The organism is Alloalcanivorax venustensis, from assembly GCF_047495515.1.
In the GTDB taxonomy this organism is placed as follows: domain Bacteria; phylum Pseudomonadota; class Gammaproteobacteria; order Pseudomonadales; family Alcanivoracaceae; genus Alloalcanivorax; species Alloalcanivorax venustensis.
On record NZ_CP179934.1, the window covers coordinates 3,045,096 to 3,066,860 of the forward strand.

Below are 21,765 nucleotides of genomic sequence, written 5' to 3' on the forward strand. Positions count from 1 at the left end.
GCGCCGCCGCAGCGGTGGATAAGGGCGACCATTTACCGCTATTTCATGCTATCGGCGGTAACCGCCTCGACTTTAGCGCGCCGCCACTAGCCGGGCGCGGGCAACGACGCCACCGGCTCGCCGAGCCGCTCCAGCGCGCCGCCTTCCAGCAACTGCTCGGGGTCGGCGCCGGGAAACGCACTGCCCCGGGATATCTGCACCTCCACGGGAAGGCCCTGGTCGTCCAGTCGCCGCACCCAGGCCAGCAGCCCGCCCTGGTAACGCACCAGAGTGCCCACCGGCCAGCGCCCGAAATGCGCCCGATAGCGCTCCACCCAGCGGCGGTCGAACTGATGGGGAGAACCGTGCAGGTGATCGTGAATCGCTTCCGCGGACCAGGGCCGCCGCCCCGGGCGCAGCCGCGCCATAACGTCGGAGACATCCACCACCGAGGCGAGCCGTGCCAGCTCCGGCAGGTCGTCGGCACCGCGTCCGTGGGGATAGCCGTGACCGTCGAGCCGCTCATTGACGTCGCGCACCACCGCTTCCACCACCGAGGAGGCCAGCCAGCGGCAGCTTTCCAAACGCTGGGTAATCAGTGCCACGTGCCCCTGCAGCCAGCGGTACTGGCTGGCGTTGAGAAACTGCATCTCAAGAAGATCCCGGGGCAACAGCGCCTTGCCCAGGTCGTGCACCAGCCCGGCGGCGGCCAGCGCCTTGCACAGCTCATGGGGCATTTTTTCCCCTCTGGCGAAGTCCAGCAGATGGACCGACACGCCCAGGGAGTGCCGCACCAGCAGCGTTTCCTTATCCAGGCACTGCACCGCGAACAACAGCGCCTCACGGTCCTCGTCCTGCAGAGCCAGCAGGCGGTCCGCATGGCGCGACAACTGCACCGCGTCCACCATGCCGCCCTGGCGCAACGCCAGAATCTGGTTGTCCAGATAGGCGGCGGTGGGCGCCAGCCGGCGGGTCATGGCGGTGGCGTAATCGTGCGTCTGGCGGCGGCTCACGCTGCCGTGCTCTTCGTTTTTGTTGCCCTGGAACAACTGCGACGGCGCCAGCGGCGTGCGCGTGTTGCCCGCCATGCGCGCCGCCTCGCGCTCGATCTCGCGGACCATGAACCACAAGCGTCGGTCGTCCTCGGCGCTGCGCTCGGCGAACACAAACCCCACTTTGACCAGGCCCCGCTGCGCGTCCGCCTTCTGGTGGCGCGGGCTGCCACGCACCACGAAGCGGGTGCCGTTGGGGAAAAACAGCTCCAGCTCGAACACCGCCGCGTTGGACATCAGCGCGGTCATGGCGCTGGCGGACAGCTCCACCAGACAGCCCTGCAAGGACAGATCGCGCAGATCGCCCTGGGCGGACAGGCCGCTTTCCCGGTCACGCAGCACCACACCCACCTCCATGCCCAGCCGCAGCTCGGCACGGAAGGTATCGCGGCGCTGCAGAATCTCCATCTCCGGCGGGTAATCGCAACGGCACAGCATCCTGTCGTCACGCTCGAAACACATGTCCGCGCTTAATAAAGGCGTGCGCAACACGCCACCGCGGGCCAGCCCCATCAGCCGGAAGCCGGCGCCACGGCGCAAATCCGCGGCGATATGCCGGATCGCGCTGATATCCAGCAGCAGGCTCTCACCCGGGTTTACCTCGAACACCACCACCGGCATCGGCTCGCCACCGGTCTTATCCAACGCCAGCGACGCCGCCCCCGGCTGGGTCAGATGTTCCAGCAAATCCTCTATCTCCGGGGGATGCTCCACCCGACTGAATGCATCGTCCTGCGACGTCATACCGATATCCCTCGCCTTCGCCTCGCTAACAGGCTTGCTTATCGGCACACCCCGGCCCGGCTTTAGCCGCAAAACTTTTTGCCGCCAACCCTAAAGCGAAACGCGAATCCGCCGAAAGACGGTGTAACGGCCAGCGCCGTTGCTCTCAAACCAAACGGTGAATCACAAAAGGACATTTGCTATGTCAGTTATCAACACCAACATCACGGCCATGATCGGCCAACAGAACCTGGGCAAATCCCAGAGTGCTCTGCAGACCTCCATGGAGCGTCTGTCCTCCGGCCTGCGTATCAACAGCGCCGCTGACGACGCCGCCGGCCAGGCCATCGCCAACCGCATGACCGCCCAGACCACCGGCCTGGGTCAGGCTCAGCGTAACGCCAACGACGGCATCTCCGTGGCGCAGACCGCTGAAGGCGCGCTCAACCAGGTCAACGACAACCTGCAGCGCATCCGTGAGCTGACGGTTCAGGCACAGAACGACACCAACTCTCCGGAAGATTTGAACTCCATCCAGGACGAAATCACCCAGCGCCTGGGCGAGATCGACCGTATCTCCGAAGAAACCAACTTCAACGGCGTGAAAGTGCTGGCTGAAGACCAGGAATTCTCCATCCAGGTGGGCGCCAACGATGGTGAGCAGATCACCATGAACCTCAAGGAAATCAACGCCGAGACCCTGGGTCTGGACGATTTCAACGTGAACACCCGCCTGGCTGAAGCGCCCGCCGCTGGTGATACCATCGAAGTCGATGGGGACACCTACTCCTTCGTTGCGGCAGGTTCAGCATCCACAACTTCAGGTGATATGGAAGTTGAATCCGCCACTGAAGGCACCAAAACCGGTACTCCGATCGCTTCCGGCACTAACAGCCTGGTGATCGACGATGACGGAAACGCCTTCGTGAAAAACGAAAACGGCGGTGAAGTAAACTACTACGAAGCGGAACTTAGCGGCACCCCTGCCGACGGCACTAACGCAGCAACCCTCACCTACACGGTGGCCGCGGATGCCAAAGCGGTCAGCGGCGTGACCGACGATGCCACCAAGGTTGCCACCGAGAATCCACTGGCGGCACTGGACTCCGCACTGAGCGACGTGGACAGCCTGCGCTCCGAAATGGGTGCCATGCAGAACCGCTTCGATTCCGCGATCACCAACCTGAGCACCACGGAAACCAACCTGTCCGCGGCCCGTTCGCGCATCGAAGATGCCGACTACGCGGTGGAAGTGTCCAACATGACCCGCGCGCAGATCCTGCAGCAGGCCGGCACTTCCGTCCTGGCACAGGCCAACCAGGTACCCCAGAGCGTGCTTTCCCTGCTGGGTTAAGCCGGTTCCGGTACCACCAGAGGGCCCCTTTCGGGGCCCTTTTTTTATCCATCAAATCCCACGAATAGCCCCTTACGCATCGCCTATTCCGGCCACCACTCCGGCCTTGCGCTTGCTAGGCTGATTGCAATGCCATCTTTCCGTGTGATCGGGGTCCGGATATGTCCGCAAAACAATTCGCGCGTGCCTACCACGCAGGCAACTTTGTCGAAGCCGAGAAGCTCGCCATCGCCCTGGTCGAGCGTGACCGGCGCAATGCCATGGCCTGGCAAGGGCTGGGCGCGGCACGGCTGAATCAGCGCCGTCCTCAGGAAGCCCTTCAGGCGTTGGAAACCTCGCTTGGATACGACGCCGATAACGCACAAACCCTGTACTTACTGGGCAAGTGTCAGCTGGCGCTGAACCACTGGCGCGCCGCTGTTACCCGGCTGAGCCAAGCCGCGAGGCTGCGACCCGACCACGCCTACACCCAGGTGCAACTGGCCGAAGCCTGGCAAACGCTGAACGACCACGAGGCAGCGGTCGTATGTATCGATCGGGCCTGGGATCTGGACAATAGCAACGCGGACATCCTCTACCGCCGTATCAAGATTCGTGGTCGCGCCCGACGGATGGACGGCCTGCTCGCGGATTGCCGGCACCTGATCGCCCTGCGGAGCAACAATCCGGACTATCACAATCTGGTGGGATCGACGTATAACGACCAGGGGCACTTCGAACAGGCCGAACATCACTATCGCGAAGCGCTGCGACTCGATCCGCAACACGCGGTGGCGTTCTCCAACCGTATCTTCAACGCCCATTACAACCCGGCTCTGAGCCGGGCACATATTCTCGATCTGGTGCTTCAGTGGCGCGACACGTTCGAGCCCCGGCCCAGGCCCTCTCGTCAGCGCGCCAGTAATCGCGACGAAGGTCGCCCGCTTACGATCGGCTTGCTCTCCTCTGGCTTGCGAAGTCATCCGGTCGGCCAAATGATCACAGCAGCCCTGGAGCATCTGTCGGCGGACGATTTTCAGCTCATCGCCTATGCGACCAGCAATACCGAGGATCATATCAGCGCGCGATTACGCCGGATCAGCCACCGTTGGCATTCGGTCGCCACCGCGCGTCGTGACACCCTGAACTCCCTGATCCGGGACGATCAGGTGGACATCCTGATCGACCTCAATGGCCACGCCGACGGCAACCGTCTGCGCCTGCTGGCGGACGAGCCGGCGCCGTTGCTGGTTAAGTGGGTCGGCGGCCTGGTCAATACAACCGGCCTCGAGGCGATCGATTATTTGATCAGCGACAGCGTGGAAACACCCGCCGGATACGATGATCAGTATCTGGAGAAGCTGATCCGCATGCCCGACGACTACATTTGTTATCAGCCTCCGCGTTACGCGCCGGCGGTCGAGGCTCTACCCGCGCTACGCAACGGCTACGTGACCTTCGGCTGCCTGAACAACCCCGCCAAGATCAATCCACGACTGATCGACGAGTGGGTCCGCCTGATGGAAGAGGTGCCGCAAAGCCGACTACTCTTGAAAGGCGCCCAGTACGGCGACGCGGATTTCCGCGAAACCCTGCACGAACAGTTCGAGCGCCGGGGTATCGTGCGCCAGCGTGTGCGCCTGGAAGGCCCGGAAAATCACACCGCCTTCCTGGACACCTACAACCGCATCGACATCGCCCTGGACCCCTGGCCCTATTCCGGCGGCCTGACCACCTGCGAAGCGCTGTTGATGGGGGTACCGGTGATCACCCTGCCCGGCCCCACCTTCGCCGGCCGGCATGCCGCCTCCCACCTGGTCAACGCCGGCCTGCCGGAACTGGTGGTGGACAGCTGGGATGCCTACCGCGCCCGGGCCCGCGATCTGGCCGGCGACCTGGACAATCTGGCCACGGTGCGGCGCCATCTTCGCGATACCCTGATGCAGTCCCCGGTGTGCGACGCACCCCGCTTCGCCGCCCACCTGAGCGCCGCCCTGCGGGGCATCTGGCAGCGCTATTGCCGCGACCTGCCACCCGCCGCTCTGACGTTCAGTCAGGACGGCACCGGGCACTTCGAGGATCAGGCGCTTCCGGTACCGGAGCCGATCCTGCCATCCGTGACCCTGGCAAAGGCGGCGGCACGGCGGGAAAACGCCGGCCGATTCCAGTTTGATTTCAGCGGTAAGATCGTTGCCCTGGATAACGGCGGGCAGCTGCTGGCAACCGGCGCGGCGGACTCACTGCTGCCGCTGGGCGCGTTTGAGCTGCTGGTGTTCGATCCGCTGGGTGAGCATGCGGCGCAGGCGGACGGTCAACGCAACGGCCTGCAGGTTTTCCCGCAAACCACCCTCGGCGACGGTAACCCGGCGGTCCACTACGCCTGCCTGGACCCGGCGTTCAGCGCCACACTGCCACCCGCAGAGGGCGCCGGACAGGGCGCCCGGGTACTCACCGAGTTGCCGGTGAACACGGTAACGCTGGATAGCATCGAGGGGTTGCCCAGCCTGGACTGGCTGGTGCTGGACCACCGCAACGACAGCCTCGCCACCCTGCGTAACGGCGCCCGCGCCCTGGAGCAAACCCTGCTGATCCAGGCCACCGTCTGCTTCGGCCCCGGACCGGAGAACCAGCCGGACCTTGCCGGGCTGTGCCAGTGGGCCGGCGAACACGGCTTCCGCCTCTACCGGCTCGATCCTGTCCGGCATCACAGTCACCTGCCGGAACATCTGGGCCCGCAACGCCAGGCCTCGGAGCTGAGGACCGCCAAGGCGCTCCTGCTGCCGGTGCCCTCGCGTCTGGCGGAACTGGACCACAACCGCAAGACGCGGCTCGCGTTCTTGCTGCATACCGTCTACGGCATCCAGGATCTGGCCTATGCCCTGCTCAGCGAGGTGGACGAAACGCAGGCGGCGCGCTACCTGGCCGATCTGAACGGTGACGCCCCTTCGCCACGGACGCCGGACATTCCCGACGCGCCCTTTATGTCCGAGGCCGAAAAAGCGCTGTTCAAAAAGAGTCTGGAGCGGGCCGGGCGCTACTTCGAGTTCGGCTCCGGCGGCTCCACGGTGTGGGCCTGTCAGGCCGGGCTGACCGTACACGGCGTGGAGAGCGACGCCGCCTGGGTGGACGGGCTGAAGCAGCGTCTCGGCGAAGCCTGCCAGGTCCACGCCGAGGACATCGGCCCCACCAAGGAGTGGGGTTTCCCCGTTTCGGATGCGGCCCGTCACCGCTTCCCGGCCTACGGTGAAGCCATCCACCGCCACGATCAGGCCTTCGACCTGATACTGGTGGACGGCCGTTTCCGCGTCGCCTGCGTGCTGAATGCGATCCGTCATACCCTGAACGTCGCGGACCGACCCGGCGATACGCGCCTGTTCATCCACGACTTCTGGAACCGACCGCATTACCACGCCGTGCTTGAGTTCCTGGTGGAAGAAGAGTCGGCGGAAACCGCCGGGGTGTTCCGTATCGCCGAGAATATTGATCCGGAACGGATGGACGCGGTGCTGGAGGCCTATCGGTTCCAGCCGGCTTAGGGCTCCGGGATCCTGCGAGGCAACCTTTGCCGGCCGGCGTTGCCGGCCTTTCGCGGGCTGGGCCCGCTCCCACAAACCCGCCGCCACCCGCCTGGGCCGGTGGCGGCATAAAGTTATGGGCGTGGCGGCCGATATAGGTACAAACCTGTGCATATCACTATCGGCTGAGGGCCCGCCCATGACCACGCCCGTGGACAACAACAGCGTTTCATCCCTGCCTTCGCAGTTCTCCTACCTGGCCGCGCGTCAGCGCGTGGAAAAAGTGCTGGCACAGCTGCCCGCCGCCGGCGGCGCGGTGCAGGAGAGCGACTCGGAAGGTCGGATGGTAGAACGGGAGGAGCTGGTCAAACCGGTCCAGCAGATCAACGAAGTGCTGCGCCGCTACGGCGTGGAGTTTCAGCTGAGCGAGGATTCCGGGCGCACCATCATTCGCCTGATCGACCGGGAAAACGGCGAACTGATCCGCCAGATCCCCCCGGAAGAGGCCCTCAACGCCGCCCAACGCCTCGAAGAAGTAAAAGGCCGCCTCTTCAGCCTGGAAGTCTAAGCTCGGGCCCTGCCTCCGGCACGGCCCGCTCTTCAGCTATTAACTGTTAACTATCAACTATTAACTGCTTTTTATACTTGCATATTCATAACGTCTTTATAGGCGGACACCAGCCGATTGCGCATCTGCACGCCCATCTCGAAGGCGATGCTGGCTTTCTGGCTGGTGATCATGGTGTCGTGCAGCGACACGCCGGGCTCACCGGCCTGGAACGCCTTGGCTTTGTCGCCGGCGTCGGTCTGCATCTGGTTGATGCGCTCCAGGCTGGATTGCAGCGCCTCGCTGAAGCCGCCGCTGCCCACGGTGGTGTCCAGATTCTGCCCGCCGGCCCGGGGCACGGCGCCGGCCGCCTGCCCGGCGAGGTCCTGCATCTGGTTGAGCGCGGCCTGCATGGCCGGATTGATGGTCGGTGTGCTCATAACGTATCGCTCTGCGTTACCCGCTATTTGAACCGCAAGATTACCAGCCCCCGCCGTGACCCAAGCGGTCAAATGACGGCAAAAAGGCGGGCTTTTCTTTCCTTTGTGTGTCCCGGCGCTGCTCATAATGGCATGCGTCGCAATACCACCGGAAAGCAGCAATGCCTTTTCAACACTATTCCCGTCTCCCCGGGGGGCACGCATGAGCAACGGCGAGACCCGCCCGGACAATAACGGCATCGAACAGATGCTGGCGCGGCTGCGCGCCAACCCGCTGGTGCCGTTGCTGGTGGCCGGGGCCGCGGTGATCGCCCTGGTGGCGGCCATGCTGATGTGGGCCAGCGCGCCGGAATACCGGGTGCTCTACAGCAACCTCAGCGAAGCCGACGGCGGCCGCATCATCAGCGAATTGGAAAGCCGCGCGGTGCCCTATGAGTTCAGCCAGGGCGGTCGCGCCCTGATGGTGCCCGGCGACCAGGTCCACAAACTGCGTTTGCAACTCGCCGAGCAGGGCCTGCCGGAAGGCGGCAACGTGGGCTTCCAGATCATGGACGAGCAGGCGTTCGGCATCAGCCAGTTCGCCGAGCAGGTGAATTTCCAGCGCGGCCTGCAGGGCGAGCTGGCCAGTTCCATTGAAGCCCTGGGCCCGGTATCACGGGCCCGGGTGCATCTGGCCATGGCCAAGCCGTCGGTGTTCATCCGCGACCGTGAGCCCGCCAAGGCGTCCGTGGTACTGACCCTGGAAGCGGGCCGCGCGCTGGGCGACGGCCAGGTCGACGCGATCGTGCATATGGTCTCCAGCAGCGTGCCGGAACTGGCCCTGGAAGACGTCACCGTGGTCGATCAGGCCGGCCGCTTGCTGTCCCGGCCCTCCGGCAGCGGCGGTGGCCTGGACGGCACCCAGCTGGAGTACGTGCGCGAAGTGGAGCGCGTCTACCGCCAGCGCATCGAGAGCATTCTGGCGCCGATCCTGGGCCCGGAGAACGTGCGCGCCCAGGTCACCGCGGAGGTGAATTTCGCCCGCCGCGAGGAAACCAACGAACGCTTCGGCCCCAACCAGGGCGGCAACCCGGCGGCGGTGCGCAGCAGCCAGACCCGGGCCGTCTACAGCGGCGGCGAGGATCTTGCCCAGGGCGTGCCCGGCGCGCTCACCAATACGCCCCCGGGCGCGGCGGCCTCGCCGGTGCAGCAGAACGACGATCAGCAGGAAGGCGAAAACACCGAGGACGACGACACCACCAAGCGCCTCAACCACGAAGACGTGATCAATTACGAGGTGGACCGCAACATCACCCACGTTCAACACGAGCGCGGCCAGGTGGAGCGGCTGTCGGTGGCGGTGGTGGTGGATTACCGCGACGGCGTGAACGAGGACGGCGAAGCCGCCCCGGTGCCGCTGAGCGACGACCAGCTGGAACGGATCAACCAACTGGCGCGCCAGGCAATGGGCTTCTCGGTGGAGCGCGGCGACGGCCTGGAAGTGGTCAACAGCCCCTTCACCCGGGTGGAATCCGAGGACCAACAGCGCGCCTGGTGGCAGGACCCGTTCTGGCAGGACTTCCTGTTCTCCATGGGCCGCTGGCTGCTGGTGGGCCTGGCCGCGCTGCTGCTGTTCCTGCTGGTGCTGCGGCCGATGCTCAAGCGCTACGCCCGGCAGGCGCCGGCACCGGCGGCGCGTCCGGCCCAGGCACAGGCGCCGACACCGGCGCCGGCCGCCACCGACGAAGCCGAGGACGAGCCGGAACCGGTGGTGCCACGCCGCCGCCGGCGCCGCTCCTCGGCCTACGAACAGAACCGCCAGGACCTCCAGGACATGGCCCAGGAAGATCCGGCCATGGTGGCGATGATCGTGCGTAACTGGATGAATCGGAATGAGTGAGCTCAACAACACCCAGCGGGCCGCCGTGCTGTTACTGGCCCTGGATGAAGACAGTGCCGCCGAGGTATTCAAGCATCTGTCCGCCCGTGAAGTGCAGGAAGTCAGCCAGGAAATGGCCAAGCTGGGGAACATCTCCCACGACCAGATGCGCCAGGTGCTGGACGATTTCTATGACGAGTCGGAGCAGTTCGCGGCGCTGAACCTGTATTCCAGCGACCATATCCGCTCGGTGTTGACCAAGGCGCTGGGCAACGAGCGCGCCTCCAGCCTGCTCGAGGACATCCTCGAACAGAACGGGGCCAATTCCGGCATCGACGCCCTCAACCTGATGGAAGCCAACATCGTTTCCGAGATGATCCGCGACGAACACCCGCAGATCATCGCCACCATTCTGGTCCATCTGGAACGGCGCCAGGCCGCCGACGTGCTGGAGTACTTCGACGACAAGCTGCGCAACGACGTGGTACTGCGCATCGCCACGTTCAGCGGCGTGCAGCCCGCCGCCCTGCAGGAGCTCACCGAAGTGCTCGGCGGCATGCTCGACGGCCAGAACCTCAAGCGCAGCAAGATGGGCGGCGCCCGCACCGCCGCCGAGATTCTCAACCTGATGAACTCCAGCGCCGAGGAAACCGTGATCGAAACGGTGCGCGCGCACAGCGAGGACCTGGCGCAGAAGATCATCGACGAAATGTTCCTGTTCGAGAACCTGCTCGACGTGGACGACCGCGGCATCCAGCTGCTGCTCAAGGAGATCAACACCAACGCGCTGATGGTGGCGCTGAAAGGCTCCGACGAAAAACTCAAAGAGAAATTCCTGCGCAACATGTCGACCCGCGCCGCCACCTTGCTGCGCGAGGACATGGAAGCCAGCGGCCCGATCCGCGTGTCGCAGGTGGAGAGCGAACAGAAAGCCATTCTGCAGGTGGTGCGCCGCCTGGCGGACAACGGCGAAATCGTGCTGACCGGCGGGGACGATGCCTATGTCTAGCGCCCACTCAAGCTGGCGCCGCTGGCGGATGGGGGAACTGGACAGCGCCCGCGACCCGGGCGCCGCCCGCCCGGCCGCGGTCGACGCGGAACAGCGCAAGGCGTTTCAGCATCAGGCCGAGCTGCAGGCGCTGCGCAATGAAGCCCGTGAGGAAGCGCGCCGGGAAGGCCACCGGGAAGGCTTCGAGGCCGGCCGTCAGGAGGGCCACGCCCAGGGGCTGGAAGAGGGCCGCCGCGCCGGCGAGCACGAAACCGCCCGCCAGCGCCAGGAGGCCCTGGCGCCGCTGGCCGCGCTGGTGGACGAATTCCGCAGCGCCCTGGCCGACCTGGACCACGCCATCGCCGAGGATCTGGTGGACCTGGCCCTGGCCACCGGCCGCCAGCTGGCCGGCGACGCCCTGCGCGAAGAGCCCGCCGAGATTCTTAACCTGGTGCGCACCCTGATTCACGAGGAACCGGCGCTCAACGGCAAAACCCGACTGTGGCTGCACCCGGACGATCTGGCGCTGGTGGAACAGGAGCTGCACGCGGAATTCCACGCCGCCGGCTGGAAACTGCACCCGGACGATCAGCTCAGCCGCGGCGGCTGCCGGGTTACCAGCCCCAGCGGCGAGCTCGACGCCACCCTGGAAAGCCGCTGGGAAAACCTGGCGGCGCGGGTGCGGCGGCGCAGCCGCCGGCCGCAAGCCGGCGGCGACGACGGCGGGGAACAACCATGACCAGCGCCGAGAACCTCCATCAGGCGCAATGGCGCCGCACGCTCAACAGCGTCACCCGGCGCGTGGCGACGGCGCCCCACTACCAGGCCAGCGGCCGGGTGGTGCGCGCCACCGGCCTGGTGTTGGAAGCGGTGGGCCTGCGCACACCGCTGGGCAGCGCTTGCCGCATCGAGATCACGGCGCCGGGCAGCGACCGGCCGGACTTCGCCGAAGCGGAAGTGGTGGGGTTCTCCGGGGACAAGCTGTTTCTGATGCCGCTGGCGGAGATCAGCGGCCTGGTACCGGGCGCCCGGGTGTTCCCGCTGGGCGACGGGGAAGACACCGGCGCGCGCCGCTTCCCGCTCGGCGACGCGCTGCTGGGCCGGGTGGTGGACGGCAACGGCCGCCCGCTGGACGGCGGCGCGCCGCTGGATGACGTGCCGCACGGCACCCTGGCCTCGCCGCCCATGAACCCGCTGGCGCGGGCGCCCATCGACACCCAGATCGACGTCGGCATCCGCGCCATCAATACCCTGCTCAGCATCGGCCGGGGCCAGCGCATGGGCCTGTTCGCCGGCTCCGGCGTGGGCAAATCCGTGCTGCTGGGCATGATGGCCCGCTACACCGGCGCCGACGTAATCGTGGTGGGCCTGATCGGCGAGCGGGGCCGGGAAGTAAAAGACTTCATCGACAATATTCTTGGCGAGGAAGGCCGCCGCCGCTCGGTGGTGGTGGCCGCCCCGGCCGACACCTCGCCGCTGCAGCGGCTGCAGGGCGCCGCCTACGCTACCCGGGTGGCGGAGCATTTCCGCGACGCCGGCCTCAGCGTGTTGCTGATCATGGATTCATTGACCCGCTACGCCATGGCGCAACGGGAAATCGCCCTGGCAATCGGCGAACCGCCGGCCACCAAGGGCTATCCGCCGTCGGTGTTCGCCAAACTGCCGGGGCTGGTGGAGCGCGCCGGCAACGGCGAAACCGGCGGCGGCTCGATCACCGCCTTCTACACCGTGTTGACCGAAGGCGACGACCAGCAGGACCCGATCGCCGATTCCGCGCGCGCCATCCTCGACGGCCACGTAGTGCTGTCACGGACCCTGGCGGAGTCCGGCCACTACCCGGCCATCGACATCGAAGCCTCGATCAGCCGCGCCATGACCGCCATCGTCGGCGGCGGGCAGCAGCAGCGCGCGCAGCAGTTCAAGCAGCTGTTCTCGCGCTACCAGCGCAACCGCGATCTGATCAGTGTGGGCGCCTACAGCCCCGGCCATGACCCGGCGCTGGACCGGGCGGTGGAGCTGTACCCCTCGATTGAACACTTTTTGCAGCAGGGTATCGGCGAGCGCGCCGATATCGATGATTCGCAACAGGCACTGGGTGCCTTGCTTGGAGGTGTGCCATGAACGCGTCCAACCCGCTGGACACATTAATCGAGCAAAGCCGCAAAGCCCGCGACCACGCCGGCCGCAACCTGGCCGACGACCGCCGTGGCCAGGCGCAGAGCGCCGCGCAGCTGGACGCCCTGCGACGCTACCGGCACGAGTACTGCCGGCGCCTGCAGGACGCCATGAGCCGGGGCATCGACGCCGCCACCCTGGCCAACTACCGGCGCTTCATCCGCTCCCTGGACGACGCCATCGACAAAGCCCTGCAGGCGCTCGACCAGCAGCAGGAAAAAGTGGCCGCCAGCCAGCAACACTGGCAGCAACGGCAACGCCAGCTGTCGTCCTACGACACCCTGGCCGCGCGCCGCGCCGAGCAGGAGCGCCGCCAGGAACAACGCCGCGAACTGCGCGACAACGACGAATTGACCAACAACGCGATGGCCCGCCGCGTGCGCCGGGACTGACGGGAGGATAACCCATGGATATCACCGCCTTGCTTAGCCAGAACCTCGCCAAGACCGGCGCCACCGGGCAACCGGCGACCGCCGACGGCGAGGCCTTCGCCGGCTCGCTGCGGGATGCGGCGGCGAAACTGCTGTCCGCGTCCGAATCGGACGGCGCCAGCGGCGAGGCCGCCCTGGCGCTGCTCGATGCCGGCGGCGACCGCCCGCTCACCGGCGAAGCCAGCGACGCCCTGCGCAACGCTCTGGAAGCGCTGGCCGGCAGCCGGCTCAAAACCGGTGACGGCGACGTCCTGCCCGCTCAAAAGGCCCCGTTGGCTGAACTGGCCGGCGCCGGCGTAAGCGAAGAAAACGCCATCCGGGATTTGGTCGAGCACGCCGCGGACAACGGCGCCGCTAACCCGATGACCGGCGGCCTGGCCGTGCCCGCACCGCTGACCGCCGCCGCCTCGAAAAACACGGCGCAGGCACTGCCAGTGATGCGCGCGCCGGACGCCCTCAACCGGCCGGCCACCGTTTCCGCCCTGCCCACTGACGGCGCCGCCGGCGACACCCTGAGCCCGGCCCCCGCCGCCACCGGCGAGGCCAAGCCGGCGATGCCCGCCTGGGCCAGCGACGCCCAGGCCTTGAACGGCACCCTGGAGCGGTCACGCCTGGACACGCGCCTCGGCGCTAACCAGGAAGGCGGTGCTCAGAACGCCGGCGTGATGGGCGCCACCGGCGCCGCCGGCGGCCAGACCGGCGCGGCCGGCGCCACCGGCCCCGCCGCCCAATTCACGTTGCAGGCGCCGGTGGCCAGCGCGCCCTGGCAGCAGCAACTGGGCCAGCAGATGGTGGGCCTGGCGCAACGCGGCGACCAGCACATGGAGCTGCACCTCAACCCGCGCGAGCTGGGGCCGCTTTCGGTGAGCCTGAAACTCGACGACCAGGGTGCCCAGGCGCATTTCTTCTCCAGCCATTCCACGGTGCGCGGCGCGGTGGAGCAGGCCATCCCGCAACTGCGGGAAGCGCTGGCCGAACAGGGCATCGCCCTGGGTGAAGCGATGGTCGGCGAGCACCGCCAGGGGTTCGCCGGTAACGGCGACGGCCAGCCCGGCCAGCGCGGCGGCGCCCCGGGCGGTGACGGCCTGGCCGGCGAGCCCGCCGCCACTGAAGAGAGCGTGCCGGTGAGCCGCATCATCGGCGGCGACACCGGCGGCGTGGATCTGTACGCCTAGGGCCTGTTCACTAAACGCCAAAGATAGGCCCTTTAGCGGGGCCTTTTCCGGCCATGCCGGCGCCCGCGCCGGCGGCATACTGCACTCTGAAACGGCAACCCTTATTCAGGATGGAAGGCACAACCCATGGCGGATTCCCCGAACCGGTCGAGCAAACTTGGATGGTTGATCGCCTTGATGGTGATCCTGCTCGGCGCTCTGGTGGCCATCAATATGTACCTGCTGCTGTCCGATGACAGCGACGACGACGATGAAGAGACCGTGGAGCAGGTGGAAGCGCCCCGGCCGGTGCTCTACGTCAAGCTGGAACCGTTCACCGTCAATCTGCAGGGCGAGCTGTGCGGCCAGCGGCTGCTGTACGTGGGCCTGTCCCTGCAGGTCGCCGACACCGAGACCGAGAGCTACCTGCTCGAGCACATGCCGCAACTGCGCAGCCGCATGCTGATGCTGTTGTCCGGGCAGAGCTCGCAAACCGTGGCCACGCAGCAGGGCAAGGAATCGCTCAAGGCCGAGATTCTCGAGCTGTTCGCCCAGCCGCGCGACGACGGCCAGCCCGAACTGCAAGTGGATGATGTGCTCTTCACCGAGTTCATCGTGCAATAAACCGGGTGGACGCCAATGGCACAAGACGATCTGCTATCCCAGGAAGAAATCGATGCGCTGCTCAACGGGCCCGGCGGTGACGACGAGTCGCCGGCCAGCAAAGAGCCGCGCCTGCGCCCCTATGACCCCGCGTCCCAGCACCGGGTCATCCGCGAGCGCCTGCACAGCCTGGACATCATCAACGAACGCTTCGCGCGCCATTTCCGGGTCAGCCTGTTCAACCTGATCCGGCGCAGCGCGGACATCACCGTGGATTCGGTGCGCTACCAGAGCTTCAAGGACTTCGCGCGCAATCTGCCGGTGCCCACCAACCTGAACCTGATCGCCATGAAGCCGCTGCGCGGCACCGGGCTGGTGGTGTTCCCGCCCAGCCTGGTGTTCATGGTGGTGGACAACCTGTTCGGCGGTGACGGCCGCTTCGTCACCAAGTCCGAGGGGCGCGAATTCACCAATACCGAACAGCGCATTATCCAGCGCCTGCTCAAGCTCGCCATCGACGCCTACCAGGACGCCTGGAAGTCGGTGTACTCGCTGGAGATCAGCTACCTGCGTTCCGAGATCCAGGCCAAGTTCGCCAACATCACCAACTCGCCCAACGAGATCATCGTCAACACCACCTTCCATCTGGAAGTGGGCAACCTGGCCAGCGACTTCCAGGTGTGCATGCCCTACTCGATGATCGAGCCGCTGCGCGAGCAGCTCAATAACCCGATCGCCGATGGCCGCGACGCCGGCGATCAGGCGTTCAGCCATCGCATGGCGGGGGAAATCCGCCGTTCGGAGGTGGAGCTGGTGGCCGAGTTCGTCAACGTGCCCAGCCGCATCTCCCAGGTAATGAGCCTCAAGCAGGGCGATGTGCTGCCCATCGATCTGCCCGACACCGTCACCGCCCGCGTGGACGGCGTGCCGGTGCTGGAATGCGATTACGGCAGCCGCGACGAACAACGGGCGCTGCGCGTACAGCGCGTCATCGACCACGCCAACGCCCATGCGGCGGCGGCACCGAGGAAGCCGAGCAATGACTGATCCCAACAAACCCGATCAAAACGCCAGCGACGACGACTGGGAAAAGGCCATGGCCGAACAGCAGGGCGAAGAGACCGGCGGCGACGACGCCGATCCCTGGGCCGAGGCGCTCGCCGAACAGGAAGCGGCCGAAGGCGGTGGCACCGGCGATGCCGGGGACGCGCCGGCGCGCAATGCCGACGACCGGGTGTTCAAGCCGTTCGACGCCGGCACCGGCGCCGGCGACGCCCGCGACCTGGAAATGATCATGGATATTCCGGTCAAGCTGAGCGTGGAGCTGGGGCGCACCCGCATCACCATCAAGCAGCTGCTGGAACTGGCGCAGGGCTCGGTGGTGGAACTGGACGGCCTGGCCGGCGAGCCCATGGACATCCTGATCAACGGCTACCTGATCGCCCAGGGTGAAGTGGTGGTGGTGGAAGACAAATACGGCATCCGCATCACCGAGATCATCACCCCCTCCGAACGGGTTCAGAAGCTCAACCGATGAGCAGCGCCGACGCCCAGACTAAGACCGGCATCGAGGCGGTGCAGGCCGGCGGCGACGCCATGCTGGGCATGGCCGCGTTCGGCAAGACCGCGCTGGTGCTGGTCGCCATGGTGGGGTTTATCCTGCTGTGCGGCTGGCTGCTCAAGCGCTTCGGCCCGGGCCAGACGGCCGCCGGCCAGACCCTGAAAGTGGTGGCCAGCCGCGCGGTGGGCGCCAAGGAACGGGTGGTGGTGCTGGAGCTGGAAGACACCTGGCTGGTGCTGGGCGTGGGCGGCGGCAAGGTCACCAAGCTGCACGAGCGGCCGGCCCCGGAGCGGCCGCCGGCACCCGAGCCGGCGCCCACCAGCCAGGCGGTTAATCCGGAAGACGGCTTCGCCGGCCGTTTCGCCCAGGCGTTGAAAGCCAACCTGCGCGGCGGCCCAGGGAAACCACGATGAGCACGCTCTGGTCGCCCGGTACGCTGCGCCGCGCCCTGCCCTGGCTGGCACTGGCGCTGATCTGCGCGCTGCCCGACCTGGCCTGGGGCCAGGCGACGATCCCCGGCATCACCAGCGAGCCCACCGCCGGCGGCGGCCAGCAATGGTCGATCAAGCTGCAGACCCTGCTGCTGCTCAGCAGCCTGGCGTTCCTGCCGGCGGTGCTGCTGATGATGACCTGCTTCACCCGCATCATCATCGTGCTCAGCCTGCTGCGCACCGCCATGGGCACGCAATCGGCGCCGCCCAACCAGGTGCTGCTGGGGCTGACGCTGTTCCTCACCTTCTTCGTGATGTCACCGGTGTTCAACAAGGTCTACGACCAGGCCTGGGTACCGCTGGAGCAGGAACAGATTGAATTCCCCGAGTTCGTGGAGCGCGGCGCCCAGCCGTTCCGTGAGTTCATGCTGGCGCAGACCCGCGAGCCGGACATCGCCCTGTTCGCCCGACTCGCCGAGGTGGGCCCCATGGCCGGGCCGGAGGATCTGCCGTTCCGCGTGCTGCTGCCCGCCTTCGTCACCAGCGAACTGAAAACCGCCTTCCAGATCGGCTTCACCATTTTTATTCCGTTTCTGATTATTGATCTGGTGGTGGCCAGCGTGCTGATGGCACTGGGCATGATGATGGTGCCGCCGGCGACTATCTCGCTGCCATTCAAGCTGATGCTGTTCGTGCTGGTGGACGGCTGGCAGTTGATTATCGGATCCCTGGCGGAGAGCTTTTTCGTATGACCCCCGAAACGGTAATGTCGATCGCCTACCAGGCGATGATGGTCACCCTCTACCTGGGCGCCCCGCTGCTGCTCACCGCGCTGCTGATCGGCCTGCTGGTGAGCCTGTTCCAGGCCGCCACCCAGATCAACGAGATGACGCTGTCGTTTATTCCCAAGATCCTGGGCGTGTTCGCGGTGTTGATCATCGCCGGCCCCTGGCTGCTGTCGTTGATCATCGATTTCACCCGCACCCTGTTCCAGAACATTCCGTTCCTGGTTTCCTGAGCCCACGCCATGGTCGATGTCTCCTTTGACCAACTGCACGCCTGGCTCACCGCCTTTCTGTGGCCGTTCATGCGCCTGACGGGCTTTTTCATGGCGGCGCCGCTGCTCGGCCACAGCGCCGTGCCCAACCGGGTCAAGATCGGCCTGGCGGCGTTGCTGTGCATCGTGGTGGCACCGGCCCTGCCGCCCCTGCCCGCGGCGCCGGTGTGGTCCTGGGCCGGGCTCGGCATCGTCGTGGAGCAAACGCTGATCGGCGTCGCCATGGGCCTGGCGCTGCGGGTGATGTTCACGGTGGTGCAGGCGGCGGGGGAATTCATCGGCCTGCAGATGGGGCTGGCGTTCGCCACTTTCGTAAGCCCGGACGGCGCCAACACCATGATTTTGTCGCGGCTGTTCTACATGATCACGCTGCTGATGTTCCTGGCGGTGAACGGCCATCTGATCGTGATCGACACCCTGGCCACCAGCTTCCAGACCCTGCCGGTGGGCACCAGCGGGCTTAACCCCAACGGCTTCGAGATGCTGGTGCGCTACGGCGGCACCATCTTCGTATCCGGTCTGCTGCTGGCGTTGCCGCTGGTGGCGGCGCTGCTGATCGTCAACCTGTCGCTGGGCATCCTTAACCGCTCGGCGCCCCAGCTCACCGTGTTCTCGGTGGGCTTCCCCACCTCGCTGACCCTGGGGCTGTTTCTGCTGCTGGTACTGATGACCGATTTCGGCCGCTTCCTGCAGGGATTGTTTTCCGAAGGGCTGCAGTTCCTCAGCCAGTTGGTCGAGGCGCTCGCGCCTCTCTCCTGACGGTTGTGGATCCTCACTTGTGGGAGCGGGCCCTGCCCGCGAAAGGCAAGCGAAGCTTGCCGGCGGGATGCCAGAGACCTGTTTGAACGCGTAGAAAAGAATTCTCTGGGATCCTGCCGGGTGGCTGGACGCCACCCTTTCGCGGGCGGGGCCCGCTCCCACAGCCCGCTCCCACAGCCCGCTCCTACAAATCTACATGCGATCGAACAGAGACATGCCCTTGATGTCGACGAAGGCTTTCTGGGCGGCCTGCAGGCTGACCTGACGCAGGCTGTATTGGGAGACCACTTCCGCGAAGTTGGCGGGATCGCTCAGGTCGCCGATCAGGTTGGAGTAGGTTTCGGTGTAGTTGAGCTGGCGGTTGTCGGCCACGCCGTCGACCACATTCAGTTCGTTCAGGCGCGAGCCCACCGACGCGCGTACCGTCAACACATTGTCCAGGCTGTTATCGAACTCGCGCATGACGGTATTGATGGTGTTGGCGCGGGCCGCCTTCTCGGCGTCGTTGCCGGCCGGCTGGTCAAGCACCGCCAGCGCCTTCTCGAAGGTCTTGAACAGGTCGGTGTTCATGTTCTCCGCTTTGCCCATCTCAATGCTGTCGCCGTCGGCGGGCTGGCCCTTGAGCGTGATCGACAGGCCGCCCACTTCCACCGGCTCGCCCTCTTCATAGGCCTGCGCCGGGCCGCCGTCCACCGAGTAGGTGGTGGTGCCGCCGGTGACCGAGAATTCGATCTGGAAGCTGTTGCCGAAGTCCGGGTCGCTTTCATCGATGACCTGCGGGCCCTTGAACGTCAGGCTGCCGCTGTTGCCGGCGTCCGCTTCCGCCACATAGCCGGCGCTGGAGTGCACGCTCTGGAAAATGGTCTGGCCGTTGTCGGTCACTTGCATCAGCCGGGAGGCATCGATGCGTTGCTCGCGGGTATTGGTATCGCCGACATAGCTGACGGTGCCGTCGGCGGCGCGCACGAACGGCTCACTGGCGTCCTGGTAGCCGCCGAAAAGATGGCGGCCGTTGCCGTCGGTGGCGTTGGCCTGGCCGATCACGGTTTCATACACGCCGCGCAGATCACTGGCCACCGAGGCGCGGTCGGCGTCACTCAGGGTGTCGCTGGCGGCCTGGATCATCAGCGTCTTGGCGCTGGCGATGGCGTCGCTGACGCTGTTCAGCACGCTCTCTTCCTGGGACAGGGCGTTGCGGGCGCTGATCCGTGAATCGGTGTACTGCTGGGTGACGGACATGGATTGCGCCACCTGCACCGCCCGCGAAGCGGCCTGGGGGTCGTCGGAAGGGTTGACCACCTTGCGCCCGGTGGCGATCTGCTGGCCCACCCTCATGAACTCGCCCTGCTGTTGATTCAGGGAATTCATGCTCTGCTCATACATGGTGACGGTGCTGATACGCATGATCTTTTCCTGTTAACGCAGGCCGAGGATGGCGTCCATGATGGTGGAGCCGGTCTGAATCACCTTGGCGTTGGCCTGGTAAAATTGCTGGTAACGAATCAGGTTGGCGGCTTCTTCATCCAGGTTGACGCCGGATTCGGACTGCTGCACCGCTTCCAGTTGCTCGGTGAGGCCCTGCTGGGCGCTCAGGTTGGCCTGAACGATATTGGTGCGGTTGCCGACATCGCCGACGATCGCCGCGTAGGCGCCGCTCAGCGTGGCGCCGCCGCCCACCAGCAGGCTGTCCTGCAGGTCCTGCAGGGCCAGGGCGTTTTCGTTGTCGCCGCTGCCGCCGCCCTGCCCGGCGGCCAGTTGCGCCGGTTCACTGATACGGTTTTCCAAACCGCCGGCGGCCTGCCGCGTGGGCTGCAGCTGGAAGCGGTCGCCGTCGGCCAGGGTGCCGGCGTCGCCGATGGTCACCACCACGCCGCCCACGTTGAGCTGATCACTGCCGTCCAGGGTCGCGGTGACTCGCTCGCCGGTGTCGCGCCGGGTGATTTCAAACTCACCGGCGGCGGCGTCGGTGACCACCAGGTCGTAGTCACCGGTGGTGAGCTGGTCCACGTCACCGAACGCGGCGTCGATGGTGGCCGAGCCGGCGTTGTTTTCGTTGGAGAAGGCACGCGGCTGGCCCACGTCGAACATCGCCTCGCCGGGATCGCCGTTCAGGTCGAAGCCGGCCTGGTGCTGTTCATTGAAAGCGGTGGCCAGGGACACCGCCAACTGACCGATCTGGTTCTGGGTCTTATCCAGGGTCTCGGAGCGGAACGTGAGCAAACCGCCCAGCGCCCCACCGGTGATCGCGTCCTCGTCAAGCTCCACCTGGTTGCCGGCGGAATCGTTGTAGCCGACCACCGTGCGCGTGGGGTCCGCGGAGGACGACATCGCTTCCAGCGAGAAGCTGCGGGTGCCGGCGACAATCGGCTGGCCGTTGCCGATGGAGAGGTTATAGGTGCCGCTCTCCTGAATGGTCAGCCGCACGTCGACACGCTCGTTAAGCTCGGCCACCAACTGGTCGCGCTGATTCAACAGGCCGTTGGGCGCCTTGCCGGTCTTCGCCTTGGCCAGAGCGATCTCCCGGTTCAGGTTGGCGATCTGGTCGGCGCTGTTATTGATCTGGGTGATTTCGTCACGGATGTTGCTGTCGATACCGCTCTGCATATCGCGCAGATAACCGTCGAAGGAACGGAACTGGGCGCTGAGCGTGTCCGCCGCGCCGATCACGCCCTGGCGGGCGGCCGGGTCGGACGGCGAGCTGGCCAGGTCTTCCAGGGACGAGAAGAAATCCTGCATCAGCGGCGCCAGACCCGCGTCCTGATCGGCGAGCAGGTTATCGATCTGGCTCACCTGGGTCTGGTAGGACTGCAGCGCGCTGCTTTTGCTGCCCGCCGCGTTGAGCTGATCGGCCACGTAGTGGTCGAACTGGCGCTGGATATCGTTGACCTGCACGCCGCCACCGGCGGATTGCTGCTCGCCGAGCAACGTCAGTTCGCGGTTGTAGCCGGGCGTGTAGACATTGCTGATGTTGTTGCTGGTGGTGTTCAGGGCGTTCTGCGCGGCGTTCAGACCGCTGAGCCCGATGGAAAACATGCTCATCGTTTTGTTCCCGTTAACCAATGCCCTTTATATCGACCGCGCCGCGCGTTTCTTTAATGCTTCCTGTGGGAGCGGGCCCTGCCCGCGAAAGGCAAGCAAAGCTTGCCGGCGGGATACCAG

20 protein-coding genes are annotated in these 21,765 nt (G+C 65.9%); 16 read left to right on the plus strand and 4 right to left on the minus strand.

Annotation, left to right across the window (positions count from 1 at the left end):
- Nucleotides 1-86: 86 nt before the first annotated feature.
- Nucleotides 87-1,775 (minus strand): HD domain-containing phosphohydrolase, encoded by a 1,689-nt coding sequence (locus ACMG4O_RS14265; protein ID WP_414434021.1) that lies wholly within the window; start codon nt 1,773-1,775, stop codon nt 87-89.
- Between the two features lie 181 nt (nt 1,776-1,956).
- Between ACMG4O_RS14265 and ACMG4O_RS14270 the strand changes: the two genes are divergently transcribed.
- The 3 genes from ACMG4O_RS14270 to ACMG4O_RS14280 all read left to right on the plus strand — a co-directional run bounded on the left by ACMG4O_RS14270 (nt 1,957) and on the right by ACMG4O_RS14280 (nt 7,170).
- The gene (locus ACMG4O_RS14270; RefSeq protein WP_414434022.1) at nt 1,957-3,108 is read left to right on the plus strand and encodes a FliC/FljB family flagellin; all 1,152 of its coding nucleotides are present in this window, start codon (nt 1,957-1,959) and stop codon (nt 3,106-3,108) included.
- Between the two features lie 161 nt (nt 3,109-3,269).
- Nucleotides 3,270-6,623 (plus strand): tetratricopeptide repeat protein, encoded by a 3,354-nt coding sequence (locus tag ACMG4O_RS14275; protein WP_414434023.1) that lies wholly within the window; start codon nt 3,270-3,272, stop codon nt 6,621-6,623.
- Between the two features lie 178 nt (nt 6,624-6,801).
- Entirely contained in the window at nt 6,802-7,170 is a 369-nt protein-coding gene (locus ACMG4O_RS14280; protein WP_067609185.1) for a flagellar protein FlaG, read from the plus strand.
- Between the two features lie 71 nt (nt 7,171-7,241).
- Here ACMG4O_RS14280 and fliE read toward each other — a convergent pair whose 3' ends face one another.
- Nucleotides 7,242-7,589, minus strand: a complete 348-nt coding sequence (gene fliE, locus ACMG4O_RS14285; RefSeq protein WP_142948113.1) for a flagellar hook-basal body complex protein FliE — start codon at nt 7,587-7,589, stop codon at nt 7,242-7,244.
- 202 nt (nt 7,590-7,791) lie between these two features.
- Between fliE and fliF the strand changes: the two genes are divergently transcribed.
- The 13 genes from fliF (at nt 7,792) to fliR (ending at nt 18,606) form a co-directional block, all read left to right on the plus strand.
- Nucleotides 7,792-9,468 (plus strand): flagellar basal-body MS-ring/collar protein FliF, encoded by a 1,677-nt coding sequence (fliF, locus tag ACMG4O_RS14290; RefSeq protein ID WP_414434024.1) that lies wholly within the window; start codon nt 7,792-7,794, stop codon nt 9,466-9,468.
- Nucleotides 9,461-10,456, plus strand: coding sequence for a flagellar motor switch protein FliG (gene fliG / locus ACMG4O_RS14295; RefSeq protein ID WP_414434025.1), 996 nt, complete (start codon nt 9,461-9,463; stop codon nt 10,454-10,456). Before fliF ends, fliG begins: the two co-directional genes overlap by 8 nt.
- On the plus strand, nt 10,449-11,174 hold the full coding sequence (gene fliH / locus ACMG4O_RS14300) for a flagellar assembly protein FliH (RefSeq protein WP_414434026.1): 726 nt from the start codon (nt 10,449-10,451) through the stop codon (nt 11,172-11,174). Before fliG ends, fliH begins: the two co-directional genes overlap by 8 nt.
- Nucleotides 11,171-12,556, plus strand: coding sequence for a flagellar protein export ATPase FliI (gene fliI / locus ACMG4O_RS14305; protein ID WP_142948110.1), 1,386 nt, complete (start codon nt 11,171-11,173; stop codon nt 12,554-12,556). Before fliH ends, fliI begins: the two co-directional genes overlap by 4 nt.
- A complete protein-coding gene (gene fliJ, locus ACMG4O_RS14310) occupies nt 12,553-13,002 on the plus strand; it encodes a flagellar export protein FliJ (protein ID WP_142948109.1) in 450 nt (149 codons plus the stop codon). The genes fliI and fliJ overlap by 4 nt, the downstream gene beginning before the upstream one ends.
- Before the next feature lie 14 nt (nt 13,003-13,016).
- The gene (locus tag ACMG4O_RS14315) at nt 13,017-14,216 is read left to right on the plus strand and encodes a flagellar hook-length control protein FliK (protein WP_194856558.1); all 1,200 of its coding nucleotides are present in this window, start codon (nt 13,017-13,019) and stop codon (nt 14,214-14,216) included.
- A gap of 126 nt (nt 14,217-14,342) precedes the next feature.
- Nucleotides 14,343-14,819 (plus strand): flagellar basal body-associated protein FliL, encoded by a 477-nt coding sequence (gene fliL, locus ACMG4O_RS14320; protein WP_194856557.1) that lies wholly within the window; start codon nt 14,343-14,345, stop codon nt 14,817-14,819.
- A 15-nt stretch (nt 14,820-14,834) separates the two neighbouring features.
- Entirely contained in the window at nt 14,835-15,845 is a 1,011-nt protein-coding gene (gene fliM, locus ACMG4O_RS14325) for a flagellar motor switch protein FliM (RefSeq protein WP_142948106.1), read from the plus strand.
- On the plus strand, nt 15,838-16,335 hold the full coding sequence (fliN, locus tag ACMG4O_RS14330) for a flagellar motor switch protein FliN (RefSeq protein WP_142948105.1): 498 nt from the start codon (nt 15,838-15,840) through the stop codon (nt 16,333-16,335). The genes fliM and fliN overlap by 8 nt, the downstream gene beginning before the upstream one ends.
- Nucleotides 16,332-16,772 carry a flagellar biosynthetic protein FliO gene (gene fliO / locus ACMG4O_RS14335; protein WP_414434027.1) on the plus strand — a complete coding sequence of 147 codons (441 nt, stop codon included), beginning with the start codon at nt 16,332-16,334 and terminating at the stop codon, nt 16,770-16,772. Before fliN ends, fliO begins: the two co-directional genes overlap by 4 nt.
- Nucleotides 16,769-17,542 carry a flagellar type III secretion system pore protein FliP gene (gene fliP / locus ACMG4O_RS14340; RefSeq protein ID WP_142948103.1) on the plus strand — a complete coding sequence of 258 codons (774 nt, stop codon included), beginning with the start codon at nt 16,769-16,771 and terminating at the stop codon, nt 17,540-17,542. The genes fliO and fliP overlap by 4 nt, the downstream gene beginning before the upstream one ends.
- A complete protein-coding gene (gene fliQ / locus ACMG4O_RS14345; RefSeq protein WP_142948102.1) occupies nt 17,539-17,808 on the plus strand; it encodes a flagellar biosynthesis protein FliQ in 270 nt (89 codons plus the stop codon). The genes fliP and fliQ overlap by 4 nt, the downstream gene beginning before the upstream one ends.
- 9 nt (nt 17,809-17,817) lie before the next feature.
- Complete coding sequence (gene fliR / locus ACMG4O_RS14350) at nt 17,818-18,606, plus strand: flagellar biosynthetic protein FliR (protein WP_142948101.1); 789 nt, start codon at nt 17,818-17,820, stop codon at nt 18,604-18,606.
- Nucleotides 18,607-18,798: 192 nt separating this feature from the next.
- Here the strand turns inward: fliR and flgL are convergent, their stop codons facing one another.
- The gene (gene flgL / locus ACMG4O_RS14355) at nt 18,799-20,010 is read right to left on the minus strand and encodes a flagellar hook-associated protein FlgL (protein ID WP_335629102.1); all 1,212 of its coding nucleotides are present in this window, start codon (nt 20,008-20,010) and stop codon (nt 18,799-18,801) included.
- A 12-nt stretch (nt 20,011-20,022) separates the two neighbouring features.
- Nucleotides 20,023-21,645, minus strand: a complete 1,623-nt coding sequence (flgK, locus tag ACMG4O_RS14360) for a flagellar hook-associated protein FlgK (RefSeq protein WP_142948099.1) — start codon at nt 21,643-21,645, stop codon at nt 20,023-20,025.
- Nucleotides 21,646-21,765 lie beyond the last annotated feature (120 nt).